The organism is Eoetvoesiella caeni, from assembly GCF_003315175.1.
Taxonomy (GTDB): Bacteria; Pseudomonadota; Gammaproteobacteria; order Burkholderiales; family Burkholderiaceae_B; genus Eoetvoesia; species Eoetvoesia caeni.
In genome coordinates, this window is sequence record NZ_QNRQ01000015.1 from 19,256 (window position 1) to 32,007 (window position 12,752).

13 protein-coding genes are annotated in these 12,752 nt (G+C 57.9%); 4 read left to right on the top strand and 9 right to left on the bottom strand.

Translation table 11 applies throughout. The features are described 5' to 3' along the window. Positions 1-54 precede the first annotated feature (54 nt). The 3 genes from DFR37_RS19500 to DFR37_RS19510 all read right to left on the bottom strand — a co-directional run bounded on the left by DFR37_RS19500 (position 55) and on the right by DFR37_RS19510 (position 5,640). On the bottom strand, positions 55-4,185 hold the full coding sequence (locus DFR37_RS19500; protein ID WP_113934862.1) for a CheR family methyltransferase: 4,131 nt from the start codon (positions 4,183-4,185) through the stop codon (positions 55-57). Between the two features lie 95 nt (positions 4,186-4,280). Further along, on the bottom strand, positions 4,281-4,928 hold the full coding sequence (locus DFR37_RS19505) for a helix-turn-helix domain-containing protein (protein WP_113934863.1): 648 nt from the start codon (positions 4,926-4,928) through the stop codon (positions 4,281-4,283). 118 nt (positions 4,929-5,046) lie between these two features. Beyond that, positions 5,047-5,640: a DJ-1/PfpI family protein gene (locus tag DFR37_RS19510; protein WP_242341916.1), complete on the bottom strand. Its 594-nt coding sequence runs from the start codon at positions 5,638-5,640 to the stop codon at positions 5,047-5,049. A gap of 255 nt (positions 5,641-5,895) precedes the next feature. Between DFR37_RS19510 and DFR37_RS19515 the strand changes: the two genes are divergently transcribed. Then, the gene (locus DFR37_RS19515) at positions 5,896-6,360 is read left to right on the top strand and encodes a cupin domain-containing protein (protein WP_113934865.1); all 465 of its coding nucleotides are present in this window, start codon (positions 5,896-5,898) and stop codon (positions 6,358-6,360) included. Positions 6,361-6,568: 208 nt separating this feature from the next. After that, complete coding sequence (locus tag DFR37_RS19520) at positions 6,569-7,873, top strand: MFS transporter (RefSeq protein WP_244960420.1); 1,305 nt, start codon at positions 6,569-6,571, stop codon at positions 7,871-7,873. Positions 7,874-7,969: 96 nt separating this feature from the next. On the opposite strand, the gene DFR37_RS19525 is transcribed toward DFR37_RS19520, so the two are convergent. Genes DFR37_RS19525 through DFR37_RS19535 form a run of 3 tightly spaced genes read right to left on the bottom strand, consistent with a single transcriptional unit; the run spans position 7,970 to position 8,905 of the window. Beyond that, positions 7,970-8,305, bottom strand: a complete 336-nt coding sequence (locus DFR37_RS19525) for a type II toxin-antitoxin system RelE/ParE family toxin (protein ID WP_113934867.1) — start codon at positions 8,303-8,305, stop codon at positions 7,970-7,972. Next, complete coding sequence (locus DFR37_RS19530) at positions 8,302-8,544, bottom strand: ribbon-helix-helix domain-containing protein (protein ID WP_113934868.1); 243 nt, start codon at positions 8,542-8,544, stop codon at positions 8,302-8,304. The genes DFR37_RS19525 and DFR37_RS19530 overlap by 4 nt, the downstream gene beginning before the upstream one ends. A gap of 43 nt (positions 8,545-8,587) precedes the next feature. Then, positions 8,588-8,905 (bottom strand): hypothetical protein, encoded by a 318-nt coding sequence (locus DFR37_RS19535; protein WP_113934869.1) that lies wholly within the window; start codon positions 8,903-8,905, stop codon positions 8,588-8,590. Positions 8,906-9,082: 177 nt separating this feature from the next. On the opposite strand from DFR37_RS19535, the gene DFR37_RS19540 reads away from it, so the two are divergent. Continuing rightward, the gene (locus DFR37_RS19540; protein WP_113934870.1) at positions 9,083-9,352 is read left to right on the top strand and encodes a DUF1488 family protein; all 270 of its coding nucleotides are present in this window, start codon (positions 9,083-9,085) and stop codon (positions 9,350-9,352) included. Here the strand turns inward: DFR37_RS19540 and DFR37_RS19545 are convergent. The 3 genes from DFR37_RS19545 to DFR37_RS19555 form a co-directional block, all read right to left on the bottom strand. Continuing rightward, complete coding sequence (locus DFR37_RS19545) at positions 9,349-10,251, bottom strand: MBL fold metallo-hydrolase (RefSeq protein WP_113934871.1); 903 nt, start codon at positions 10,249-10,251, stop codon at positions 9,349-9,351. The genes DFR37_RS19540 and DFR37_RS19545 overlap by 4 nt on opposite strands. A gap of 132 nt (positions 10,252-10,383) precedes the next feature. Further along, on the bottom strand, positions 10,384-10,797 hold the full coding sequence (locus DFR37_RS19550) for a DoxX family protein (protein WP_113934872.1): 414 nt from the start codon (positions 10,795-10,797) through the stop codon (positions 10,384-10,386). A 52-nt stretch (positions 10,798-10,849) separates the two neighbouring features. Continuing rightward, on the bottom strand, positions 10,850-11,575 hold the full coding sequence (locus DFR37_RS19555; RefSeq protein WP_113934873.1) for a pirin family protein: 726 nt from the start codon (positions 11,573-11,575) through the stop codon (positions 10,850-10,852). Between the two features lie 219 nt (positions 11,576-11,794). Here DFR37_RS19555 and DFR37_RS19560 point away from each other — a divergent pair, with 219 nt between their 5' ends. After that, entirely contained in the window at positions 11,795-12,703 is a 909-nt protein-coding gene (locus tag DFR37_RS19560) for a LysR family transcriptional regulator (protein WP_346724972.1), read from the top strand. Positions 12,704-12,752: the final 49 nt, after the last annotated feature.

Sequence of the window (12,752 nt, forward strand, 5' to 3'; positions counted from 1 at the left end):
TGACGGGCACGGCACAACCTGCATCACAAAAAAGCATCGGCTGAAAAAGGCGCTTCACTTTTTCTTTTCGGCCAGCGCGGCCAGCATGTCGAGCAGTTCGTTCATTGGAACCGGCTTGTACAACTGCTCGGTGAAACCTGCCGCCGCCGCTTTCTCGCTTCTTCCGTATCCGGACAATGCTACGGCCGGGATGTCCGCGTTGCGTGCGCTTTTGCGCAGCCTCTTTAACAACTCATATCCGTCCATGGCGGGCATGCCGATATCCGAAATAAGAATGTCGAAATCCTTTTCTGCCAGCAGGTCAAGCGCCGCCTGCCCATGCAGGGCGGTAGCCACATCGACGCCTTCCATTTCGCACAAGGTGCCAAGCATTTCCAGAATTTCTTCGGAGTCGTCAACAAGCAACACCCGTAGCCCTTGTAGCCTTTTCATAGACATTTGCATGGATTCTTTAGAGTCCTCTTGATCGGCGCCGTCTGCCAAAGGCAGCCAAAGGCTGAACGTCGATCCATGGCCTTCGCCTTTGGAAGCGGCCGATACCCGGCCGCCATGCGCCCGGGCCAGTTGGTCGACCAGCGCCAGGCCTATGCCCAGCCCATGTTGGCGGCGCCGGCCGACTTGCCGCTCGATCTGGCCGAACATAGTGAATACTTTTTCCAGCGAGTCGGCGGCTATGCCGATGCCGGTGTCGGTCACGTCAAGACGGGCTTCATTGCGTTCGCGCGCCAAGGCGACGGTAATGGTTCCCCCGGAAGGCGTGAACTTGACGGCGTTGTTCAACAGGTTCCAGACAATTTGTTCAATGCGCATCGCGTCGCCGTCCACGATCAGCGCGTCTTCGCCGTCCTCTTCGAGGCCTTTGGTCCGCAGTGTGATGTGTTCCTGCAAGGCCTGGGCGCTGACTGCTTCGACGATAGAGCGTACCGACGGAGCCAGCCGTATCAACGAACGTTCGAGCTTCAGCTTGCCAGTCTGTACGCGGGAAAAGTCGAGCAAATCCGCGATGATTTGCGACTGGCTGCGCACCGAGCGGTGGACTGCTTCGATAGCTTTTATCGCCTTGTGCGAACCCTTCAATTCCGGCGTGCGCGACAGAAACTCCATGTTCAGCTCGATCAGGTTCAAAGGGTGGCGAAGCTCGTGCGACATGATCGCAAGGAATTCGTCCTTCAACAAATTGTTGGCTTTGGAGCGTTCCAGATTCAGTTCCCGTTCTTCTTCTTCGATGCGCTTCTCGGTCAGGTCGCGGGCGATTTTTGCATAGCCGCGCAGCGCGCCGTCGATCATCGGGAATATGACGCCGCTGCAAAAGAACCGGGAACCGTCCTTGCGCAAATGCCAGCGCTCGTCTTGCCCATGGCCGTATTCGCGAGCGGTCTGGAGTTCGCGCGCGGGTATGCCTTCTGCGCGGTCCTCGGGCGTGAATATGAGATCCAGCGACTGCCCCTGGACTTCGCTGGCCGTATACCCGAATATCACTTCAGCCGCCAGGTTCCAGCCGGTAATATGCCCCGCTTCGTCCATGGTGATAATGGCGTAGTCCTTGGTGCTTTCGGCCACCAGACGCAGGCGCTCCAGCCCTTCGTGCAGGCGTTGCTCGGCGACCTTGCGGGCGGTGATGTCCACGAAATTGAGCACAGCCCCTTCTATCCGGTCTTCAGTTGTGCGATACGGCAGGATCTTGGCCAGGTACCAATGGTTGTCGACGCTGCGCACCTCGTGTTCAATGTGGCGCAATGCGCCGAAAGACTCCTTGGCGTCGGCGATCATTGTCGGATAATCAAGGCGGTGCGTAATGTCGCTTAGCGTGCGGCCCCGGTCTTCGTTGATCAGGCTGAACAACGTAACGGCTTTGGGGGTAAACCACTTCACCCTCATGTTTCTATCTACGAATATCGTGGCGATATCGCTCGATGAAATCAAATTCTGCAAATCGCTGTTGATTTTGCCGGTTTCTTCGACCTTGGTCTTGAGCTCGTCGTTGACGGTGATGAGCTCTTCGTTGATGGATTCGAGCTCTTCTTTGCTGGTTTCCAACTCTTCAGTGGCCGAACGCAGCTCTTCGTTGATAGCCTGGAATTCCTCATTCGAGGTCTTCAGTTCGTCGGTAGTGCGTGTAAAGCGTTCAATCGTATGCTGCAGCTGTTTTCCCAACGCCTGGTTATCCGCTTCCAGCCGATTGATGATGGCGTCGCTGGACATGCCGGCCGGAACTTCGGCGGGTGGGATGGACGATAACGCGAATTCTTCGAAGACTACCAGCAATAATTGTTCGTCGGTGCCCTCGACGGTAAACGGCGAAACGGTAATCTTGACTTCGCGCTGCGCTTCTTTCGAAGGCAGGCGGCGGCTTTGAACCGGACGGCCCGTTTCTATGGCCTCCAGTACCGCCGTCTGCAGGTCTACCCGTAATTCGGGCTTGATAAGCGCCAACAGGCTATGCGAAGGTTCGCCGCTTACATGGCGCAAGAATTGCCCGGCGCGCTGGGACACATGGACCATGCGGAAGCTTTGGTCCATAAGCACCGTAGGCGGCCCATACTTTTCGAGGGCGAATTGATGCAGGGCAGAATATGTGGCGGGCTTGTCGTCGTGCAAGGGGCGGTCCGGAATATGGGGAGGAGGGGTGCGCGTTATGCCTTTTCCCATGGCAATCAAAGGCGAGGGGAGCGCACGGGCGACCGGAGCAGCCCTATAGATACGATTTTTCTTGTCCACTGTCGTGAACAGCTTGTCCGCCGCATCCACTGTTTCCGATGTTCCGAGAAACAGGTAACCACCCGGGTTCAGCACCGAATGGAACAGGCGCAAGACCTGCTGCTGCGCGCGCCGGTCAAGGTAAATCAATAGATTCCGGCACGTTATTAGTTGAAGACGCGAAAACGGCGGGTCTCTTAAGATATTGTGCGAAGCAAATACGACCATATCCCGAATTCTTTTTATTATGTGGTACTGGTTTGCCTCTTTACTGAAAAATTGCCGCAGGTAGGCCGGAGGCACATCGGTGACGATGGCCTCGGGATATACGCCTCGGCGGGCCTCGGCTATGGCCTGCTCGTCCACATCTGTGGCGAAAACCTGCAGTCTTGCGCCTGACTGCCGGCGCAGCGCCTCGTCGGCCATTACCATTGCTACAGAGTAAGCCTCTTCGCCGGTGGAGCAGGCCACTGTCCAGACCCGTATTTCTTTCTGGCCTTCGCCGCGGGCCTGTTCGAAGACAGCGGGCATGACTTCGCGTTCCAAAGCCTCGAAAGCCTCGCGATCCCGAAAGAAGTTCGTAATGCCAATAAGCATGTCGGCCAGCAATGCCTTGGTTTCGTCGGGCTTTTGCCGCAGGCGCGCCAGGTATTGAGGTATGTCGCTGACGCCATTGACCTGCATGCGTCTTTCGATGCGGCGAAGCACCGTTGCGCGCTTGTAGTGCTTGAAGTCGTGCCCGGTACTTACCGACAGCAGCTTCAGGACTTCGACCAGCGCCGCCTCGGCCTCTTGCGCCTTTCTCCAGTTTGCGGGGGCCTTTGCGGGAACGGAACTGTCTTCGCCTTTAGGTAGCTCGATACGGTCGGCATTGTGCCAAAGGTCAAGCAGCTTCTGCGGCATATCGGCTACGGGCAACACGAAGTCGACCACATTGCTTTCGATGGCGCTGCATGGCATTCCGTCGAACTGGGCCTCTTTGGGAATCTGGACCAGATTGACGCCACCCTGCTCTTTTATGCGCGCCATCCCCAGGGAACCGTCGGCGCCAGTGCCCGACAGGACGATTGCAACCGCACGGCTTCCGTGCGCGTCGGCCAGCGTTCGAAAAAATACGTCGATCACACCAGGGCTGTCGCGAGATTGGCCGGCGACCGCCTGCAAATGGCCGTCACTCATTTTCAGGCTCATTGCGGGCGAGATGACATACACGTGGCCTTTCTCGATAGGCACAGTAGCGCTGACCTGGACCACCGGCATCCGCGTGGCGCGCTGAAGTATTTGGTCGACATGGCTTTCGTGCTTGGGCGATAAATGCACGACAACCACGAACGCCATGCCGCTGTCGCGCGGCATGCCCTCGAAAAGTTGAACGAGGGCTTGTATCCCGCCAGCGGACGCGCCAATGCCCACCACGGGAAAGTCCAGGCAGTCGGGAGGAACATCCTTTTCGTTTTTGCCCAAGGGCAATGCGCTTTCGCGGTCCATGGCGGGATCCCAATGGCGGCCGGTCGACCTTAATGGCTTATTTTAGACCAATCGTTCTTGACAACCTACCGCGTAAACAGCCTTTTACCGATTGCTTACGCCAGGCTGTCATTGGTGCCGGTCGGCGAATACATGACGACCAGGGCTGTTGCGCCGCCCGACAGACTATGGCCGCGATGCGGCATTCTTGCGTCGAAGTGCACCGTGTCGCCGGGACCGAGTTCGTACTTGTGCATGCCCACCTGCCACTCGATGCGGCCGGTCAAGACATGGAGGATCTCCTCGCCCTCGTGCTCGAAGAAAACGTATTTGTCTATGGCCTCGGGAAACGAAAACAGGAAAGCCTGCAGCACTTGCGAGGTGCCGGCGTTGCTCAGGGCGAAATAGTCGTAGCCAAAAGCGCTGCCGCCCAGAATAGTGGGCCGCTTCTCGCCATGGCGGACGACGCTGACGCCGCGCCAGGCGGACTTGCGGCCGCCCGGCTCGGACAACAGGCTTGCCACCTCGATGCCCAGCGGGCCCGCCAGACGCGCCAAAGTGGCAATGGGAGGTACTTTCTTGCCGTTCTCGATGCGCGACAAATAGCCTTTGTTGAAGCCGCTGAGGCCGGCCAGCTTCTCCAGGGTCAGGCCTGCCGCCAGGCGATGCTTGCGCAGCCTTTTACCAAGATCCTGCAGCACGACAGGCGACATGGGGCCGGCGTCCTCTTCATCCCGAGTTTTGGGCTCGCTATTTTTTTTCATATTGCGGTTTCAGCTACGACTCATGTTCGAATGCGCCGGCTACGGCGCCGGAACAGGCCCTTTCGCAAGACGCAAGGGCTATTCTAGCAAACCGCCTCCCGCCGATTCTTGAGCGTCATCAGCGATCTTGTCGTTTGCGGCCCTTCAGCTCCGACAATGTGTCGCCGGCAACAATCGGCAGCCGTGCCACATTGGCGGCGTAAGCCGCCTTGTATTCCATGATCCGCGCAATTTCCTGCGCGGCCGCTTCGCCGTAGCGCTTGGCTATCAGATAGAACGTCGTGTCGATGCAAAGCGACACCCCGCCGCCGGTAATGATCGAGCCATTGTCCACCAGCAGCGCATGGGTACTGCGCACATCCGGGTATTCCCGGCCGAGCTCTTCCAGCGGCGACTCTTCAGGCGGCACCACGACGCATTTGGTGGTCGCCGCCAAGCCGTCGAGCACGCCCGCCGCAGCCAGAATCATCGACCCGGTGCACAAGGAACATAGCGTGGCGGACGGCGCCCATTTGCGTATGAAGGCGATCAAGTCGGCGTCCTGCGCCGCATCCTTCCAACCCGGTCCGCCAGGTACCATCAGCACATCCACCGTGTCGACTTCCTCCAGAGCCATATCAGGCAACAAATTTAAACCATTGGACAACTTTATTGCATTGTTGCCCACAGCAACGGTACGGTAAGAAAGCTCGGGGACGATTCTTCGGCCCATGGAGAATACACCTAATGGGGCTAGATCTATTGGCTCCACCCCAGGGTAAAGCAGATATGTCAATTGCATTGCATGTCCTTTTTTCCAGATAGCCTGATGGCCGGTAGGTGAAATCCCTTAGTTGTCTTTTAGGCAACTCAATCCTACTATTTGTCTTAATGCGGGTCAAGATTCGCTGCCTTGTGTTATCCGCACAAACGGCGGTTTATCCAGCATGCACTGAATCCACAATGTTGCACACCTAGGGAGTTTCTTATGTCCGACCAAGCCACTGAACATTTTTCAGAGCGTCTTACCGGCCAACTCGAGCCCACCCAGGGCGGTTCCGTCTATGTCAGGCCGCAAGATATGGAATGGAAGCCGTCCCAATTTGAAGGCGTCGAAATCAAGGTGCTGTACGAGAACAAGGCCGCAGGGGAACTGACCTGCCTGCTGCGCTGGGCTCCGGGCACCACCCTGCCCTTTCACAAGCATCCGGAAATAGAGCAAAGCTACGTCATCGAGGGCTCGTTCTCCGATCACGACGGCATCTGCCGCGCGGGCGAATATGTGTACCGGGTTCCCGGTTCGATGCACGAGACGCATAGCGCCGAAGGTTGCACGATTCTTGCGATCTACCGCAAGCCCAACATTTTTCGCAATAGCGCCGGCTACGACATCGAAGACAAAAAGCAGATCCAGACGCAGCACCAGCCAAAAACCTTCGAGGCCAAGCAGTGACTCCCGTGCCGCAGGTCCGCCGGATTCAACCATCAGGCTGAATTACACGAAAAGAAGTACAGGCTAGCGCAGATTGATTTTTTCGCCGGCACCGCAGTTCGTTTCAACAAGCAGCAATCAGCAATCCAGCGTGACTTTTACTGAAGCACATAGGAGACAAATGATGATTACTCAACCGGAAACGCAAACTTCTGGCCAAGCAGTTTCAATGCGCAAAGTCGTGGCCGCCAGCGCCATTGGCACAACTATCGAATGGTACGACTTTCTTATTTATGCCACTGCGGCATCGCTGGTCCTCAATACCTTGTTCTTTCCGACCCACGATCCGCTGGTCGGCAAACTGCTTTCCATCGGTACCATCGGTGTAGGATTCTTTGCGCGCCCGCTCGGGGCGATTATTCTCAGCCACTTTGGCGACAGGCTGGGGCGCAAGTCCATGCTTATTCTTACGCTGGTCAGCATGGGCGTTGCCACCATGCTTATCGGCCTGCTTCCCACCTACGAAACCATTGGGATTGCCGCGCCGATTCTTTTGGTGGTGTGCCGGCTGGTGCAAGGCATTGCCGTCGGCGGTGAATGGGGCGGCGCAGTGCTGATGGCGATCGAGCATTCGCCCCCGAACAGGCGCGGCTTCTATGGCAGCATCGTGCAGATAGGCTTTCCGCTGGGTATGGCGCTGGGCACCGTGTCGTTCTTTGCCTTGGCCTACTTGAACGAAGCACAATTCATGGCATGGGGCTGGAGGATTCCGTTCTTGGCCAGTGCCCTGCTGGTAGCGATTGGAACCTATATTCGGCTGCACATTGACGAAACACCCGACTTCAAGCAAAACGTGCGTGAAGGCAAGATCGAACGTTTTCCAGTTCTTGAAACAGTGCGGCGCCACCCAAAGGACCTGCTCATAGGGCTTGGGGCGCGGATCACCGAGATCTCGTGGATCTATGTGATAACGATTTTCGGCTTGAGTTATGCGGTGACCAACCTGGGGCTGCCGCGAACGCTGGTGCTGGGCGCGATTGCACTGGGCGCGGCGGTGGAGCTGATCACGATTCCGCTCTTCGGCGCGCTTTCAGACCGCATAGGGCGCCGCCCAGTGTATATGCTGGGATGCCTGGCGGCCATAGCGCTGGCCTTCCCGATCTTCTGGGGCATTGAAACCAAAGACCCGTCCATGGTGATTCTGGCGTTCGTCGTCGGTATGTCGGTGGGCCACGGCATCATGTATGGCGTGCAGGCCAGCTTTCTTAGCGAGATGTTCCCGTCCAACCTGCGCTATAGCGGTGCTTCGCTGGGGTATCAATTGGCAGCGCCGATTGGCGGAGGCCTTGTTCCCGTGGCCGCAGCCGCCATGGTTGGCGTATCGGGCGGCAGCACGTGGTCGGTTTCGCTGCTGATGATAGCCATTGCGCTGGCAACCATAGTAGCGGTGTTCTACGCAAAAGAAACCGCGCCCGCGGTGATAAAGGGCTATGGCCGGGCCAGCCGGGTGCCCGAGCCTCTAGTCAGTAAATAAAACGCAGAACTGCAGTTTTGTATGCGGGGCACATGGCTTTCCATTGTGCCCCGTGTGACCTGGGCAGCATAAACATGCAGATCCTGGACGCAATGCCTATGAATTTGGGCTGCCAACGTTGGACAGCCACGAAGGAATATCACGTTTCGCATGCAATACGCGCCAAACGTCAATATGATCTGCCGCCAGCATATAAAAGACCACATAAGGATAGGAACTTATTGGCCATGCACACAAGCCGGGCAGGTTCAGTTCATAGGCATAGCGGCTCGAACCCGTCTCGGGAAAGCGCGAAAGATGCGCATAGGCTTGTTCCAACTCATCCAAAAAGCCCATGGCGACTTTTTCGGATGCTTCAGCCAGATAGTAGGTCAGTGCGTCTTGCACATCTTGTATGGCCCGCGCCCGCGCAATAACTGGCTTGTGCGTCACTTTCTGGAGTAATGACGGCGCACACGGTCACGCAGTTCGTCGAAATACGCCGTGCGTACGGGCTCGCCAAGAGGCGACGCCGCGCCTTCCAGCAAAAGATTGCGCAATTGACTTCGATCCTGATCTTTGCGGATCAGTTCCCGAACATATTCGCTATGCGTGCCAAAACCACGCTGGGCGATCTGATCGTCCACATACGCTTTCAAGCTGTCCGGTAAAGAGATGTTCATGGTTCCCATGACGATAGCTTAGGTGTTTTGGCAGAAATTGGCAAGAATGCCTTTAACCGGTCGAACCCGCATCGTCTACAGGTTTCTGGTGCTTGACGCGCTCAGCTTCGGAAGTGTCGGCTGTTCCTTCGGCGTGTACGGCGGCGGAATCGCCTTGGCCGGGACGCTGGCCGCTGGCGGCGTCCCTGTTGGCAGCTGCAACGCCTTTGTCAAAAGACGGCTTGGCGCGTGGCTGCCCCGGAGGCGGCGTGTCCATGGTGGGCTTGCGTTCGTCGTCGCTGGACTGATGCGCTGGCCGCGGTGCGCCGGCGTTTGGGTCTGGCGTCTGCCCTTGCCGGGGCGCATCAGCTTTTGGATCGGGCGTCTTCATTTGACCTCCATATTGGCGTTGCCTTGCGCGGAACTTTGCAAGGCGCAAGTCAACATAGCCAGCAAGCCTTGTGCCAAAACGCAGGCCGGTAACAGCAGCTTTCATTCGACGGGTTTTCGCGCACCCTTTAGGGCATTACTATAGGACTACCTGCCATCAAACCGTTTGGGAGTTGCCATGAGCGAATTTGCCAAGATGACCGAGGCCAAGTACGAAGAAGGGTATATCCGCTTCGTCTGGAACAACAACGATGAGAAGCGGCGCTATGAGATTTCAGCCGACGCGTTGCAACAATTCTTCGGCGCGCAAGGCGCAACAGGCAGCGAACTGCTCGACGCTTTCGAGCGTGGGCGCGACAAGATTACCAGCGCGGTGCGCCAATCGCTGAATATGCCCACCGACGGCGTCACCGAGTTGGGCAGCGGCGATTTCGAACCGAACGACTAAAAGTCCACGAAGCTATATGTGTAGCTGAGGTTGCCATCGGCATCGGCGCGGCTTAGGCGCCCGGCGGTTGGCGCGGGAAAGTGCGACGGGAACAGCAAAGTGCCCTGCTCTGCATGCTTGGCCATGAACGCCAGGCGCGTGGCGCGAGCTTGTTCCGAGTCGGTGCAAAAACGCGTGCTCCATTGCGGGAAGCAGCACTGCAGCGGGTGATGAAGCAAGTCGCCGGTAATCATGGCGCCCTGCCCTTCGCTGTTGATTTCAACACAGGCATGCCCGGGCGTATGGCCCGGCGTGGGCACCAGGCGCAGACTGGCGTCAATGCGGTGGTCGGGCTCGACCAAGTCGGCCAGGCCGGCGTCGAACACGGGCTGCACGCTGTCTTCGATGTAGTCGCCGGTGCGCTCCAGCGCGGTCTTGCCCACTTCGCTGCGCCAGTAGGCGTATTCGGGCTTTACGAATAGGTAGCGCGCATTGGGGAAAGTAGGCACCCAATTGCCGTCGACCAAGCGGGTATGCCAGCCGACATGGTCGACATGCAGGTGCGTTGAAAGCACGATGTCGATCTGTTCGGGCGCAACGCCCGCTTCTTGAAGCCGCGACAGCCAGCCCCATTCGGCACGGTCGAAGTCGCTGCGCACGCGCCGCTTGCAGTCGCCAACGCAGGTGTCCACCAGAATGGTCTTGCCGCCGCTGTGCAACAGAAAGCTTTGCATCGCCAGCACTAGCCGGTCGCTTGCTGCGTCGTACAGATGCGGCCTCAGCCAATTGCCTTGGGCTGCGATTATCTCTGGCGTGGAGTCGGGGTAAAGTTCGGCCGGATGCAATAAGGGGCCGGAGGACTCGACCAAAACCGTTACCGTAACGGCGCCAATGCGAAAACTGCGTGGGGTGTTATTCATACGTGGTTCTTTACGTTTGCCATAGTAACGGCCGAATCGGGCAAAGGCGCGGCTGGCCCCGTGCGATTGCCCGATCAAGTTCGGTGGTCCAATACGATGATTCTATCGTATGAAGCCCCGCAAACTCACGTGTTAGCGTTTAAGCCTTGCCGCGTCCAGGCTCAAGGGGCCCGCACCCAGTGCCGAGATCAGGAACAGGCCGCCGGCAACCGAGAGGTTCTTCATGAAAAGCAGTTGAGTCACAAACTGCTGGTCCGCAGGAGCCGCCCAATAGGCATGGAAGGCCACGCTGGCGACAAGGGTGAACAAGCCAAGCAGGACGCCGGCAAGCCTTACCCTGAAGCCAATAACCAACGCGATGCCGCCGAACAGTTCCAGCAGCCCGGCCAGCAAGGCCAACGCTATAGGGAACGGCAGGCCGCCGCTGGCCACGTAGGCGGCGGTGCCCTGAAGATCGGCCAGCTTGCCGAAGCCCGAAGTAATGAACATCAGAGCCAGCAAAATGCGGCCTATCAGGGACAGCGTGGATTTGTAAGAGTCGGTCATTGCTTTGTTTCCTAAAAAGAGTGGTGGTATTTAAAACGGGGTTATAAAAAAATCAGTCGCGCGTAATGTCGAAGACCAGCACTTCGGCGTCACGGCCGCCGCTCAGCGTCAATTCGGCCTCGCCGTCCAGCAACGCGCCGTCACCGCCTGAAAGCGGTAATCCGTTCACGGTCAATTCGCCGCGAGCCAGATGCACATAGGTCTGCCGCGCGGTGTCCAGCGTCTTGGAATACGACTCAGCGCCGTCGAACAGGCCGGCTTCGATCGCCGCGTCGGCGTTCATGCCGACGGACCCGTCGGCTCCGGTGGCGGACGCTACCAGAACCAGGCGGCCCCGCTTCTGTTCCGCGGTGAAATGCTTTTGCTCGTATCCTGGCCTGATGCCGGTCAACTTAGGTTTGATCCATATTTGCAAAAAATGCGTGTTGCGATCAGCCAGGTTGTTGAATTCGCTGTGCTGCACGCCGGTGCCCGCGCTCATGCGCTGCACATCTCCGGGGCGCACCACGCCTGCGTTGGCCGATTCGGCCGTGCCGTTGCCCATGCTGTCTTTGTGAGCCAGTTCGCCCTCCAGCACATAGCTGATAATTTCCATATCGCGGTGGCCGTGGGTACCGAAGCCTTTGCTGGGCGCGATGGTGTCATCGTTGATCACCAGCAAATTGCCGTGGCCCTGGTGCGCAATGTCGAAATAGCTTCCGAACGAAAACGTGTGGTGGCTGCGCAGCCAGCCATGGTCGGCGCGGCCCCGGTCTGCTGATTTGCGAATCTTGATCATCTGAAGCTCCTGAAAGAGAGAATATGGGATGAACTATATAATTTCTTATGGAGTTGATAAATATCAAAATAATCCATATAGTGTTTCTAAAATAGAAACAATACCAATTCCCTGGCCCCGGCTGGTAGGCAGCGGCTTGAAGCCACGCAGTAAAAGCTTTCAGCCGAAGCCAGGGCTGCAATACGTTTCCAAAGGCACCTAATGGACCGATTACTTTCAATGCGCGCTTTTGAACGTGTCGTCGATGAGGGCGGCTTTGCGGCCGCGGCGCGCGCCCTCGATATATCGGCGCCCGTCGTAACCCGTCTGGTCGCCGACCTGGAAGAACACCTGGGCACCCGGCTGCTGCAACGGACCACGCGGCGGCTGGCTTTGACCGACGCGGGCCGTACTTACCTGCAGCGTGTGCGCAATATCCTGCAAGACATCGACGAGGCCGAAGCCGTCACTAGTTCGCAGACCCAGGAATTGGCGGGCGTGCTACGCGTGCATGCGCCGCCTGTTTTGGCCAGCCACGTGATTGGCCCGCTGCTGGGAAAATTCCATCAGTCCTACCCCAAAATCCTGCTGGATATCGAGGTCGAAACAGCCAAAGAACCTCCCATCGAAGATTTCGACATCACGCTGCTGGGCGCCGATGCCGGCTTCAATGCCGACGTCGTGGCACGCAAGATTGTGGAAGCGGAGACCATCCTGGCCGCCTCGCCCGACTACTTAAGTCGGCGCGGTGCGCCGCAAGTGCCGGCCGACTTGGCGCGGCACGACTGCCTTAAGCTGAAAACGCCCACGGCTCATCCCCGTTATTGGAATATGTGGCGCACCGACAAACCCAAGAAGATGGCCGAAGTGGAGATCACGCCTGTTCTGCTGGCCAACCACACCGATACCTTGCTGCAAGCCGCGCTGGACGGGGGGGGAATTACCTCGGTGTCGCTGGACGTCGTAGCGCCTTACCTGACTGAAGGGCGCCTGGTGCGCGTGCTGGCTCCGTGGATTACGGGGCGCCTGGCCATGTATGCCGCCCTGCCCAGCCGAAAGTTCATTCCCCAGCGCACCAATATCTTTCTGGACTATTTAGTCGACGAAACACGGCGGCAGATTTCCAAAGCGCTGGAGGCCTGCGCATAGAACCCAAAGCGCGCTGCCGCGGCAGCTTTGCCATAAAGGCCTGGCCACC

Excerpts from the sequence above, each read along its gene's own strand:
- DFR37_RS19505 (WP_113934863.1), bottom strand. The coding sequence starts at position 4,928 with ATGAAAAAAAATAGCGAGCCCAAAACTCGGGATGAAGAGGACGCCGGC.
- DFR37_RS19500 (WP_113934862.1), bottom strand. The coding sequence starts at position 4,185 with ATGGACCGCGAAAGCGCATTGCCCTTGGGCAAAAACGAAAAGGATGTT.
- DFR37_RS19515 (WP_113934865.1), top strand. The coding sequence starts at position 5,896 with ATGTCCGACCAAGCCACTGAACATTTTTCAGAGCGTCTTACCGGCCAA.
- DFR37_RS19530 (WP_113934868.1), bottom strand. The coding sequence starts at position 8,544 with ATGGGAACCATGAACATCTCTTTACCGGACAGCTTGAAAGCGTATGTG.
- DFR37_RS19555 (WP_113934873.1), bottom strand. The coding sequence starts at position 11,575 with ATGATCAAGATTCGCAAATCAGCAGACCGGGGCCGCGCCGACCATGGC.
- DFR37_RS19545 (WP_113934871.1), bottom strand. The coding sequence starts at position 10,251 with ATGAATAACACCCCACGCAGTTTTCGCATTGGCGCCGTTACGGTAACG.
- DFR37_RS19535 (WP_113934869.1), bottom strand. The coding sequence starts at position 8,905 with ATGAAGACGCCCGATCCAAAAGCTGATGCGCCCCGGCAAGGGCAGACG.
- DFR37_RS19520 (WP_244960420.1), top strand. The coding sequence starts at position 6,569 with ATGCGCAAAGTCGTGGCCGCCAGCGCCATTGGCACAACTATCGAATGG.
- DFR37_RS19550 (WP_113934872.1), bottom strand. The coding sequence starts at position 10,797 with ATGACCGACTCTTACAAATCCACGCTGTCCCTGATAGGCCGCATTTTG.
- DFR37_RS19560 (WP_346724972.1), top strand. The coding sequence starts at position 11,795 with ATGCGCGCTTTTGAACGTGTCGTCGATGAGGGCGGCTTTGCGGCCGCG.
- DFR37_RS19540 (WP_113934870.1), top strand. The coding sequence starts at position 9,083 with ATGAGCGAATTTGCCAAGATGACCGAGGCCAAGTACGAAGAAGGGTAT.
- DFR37_RS19510 (WP_242341916.1), bottom strand. The coding sequence starts at position 5,640 with ATGGGCCGAAGAATCGTCCCCGAGCTTTCTTACCGTACCGTTGCTGTG.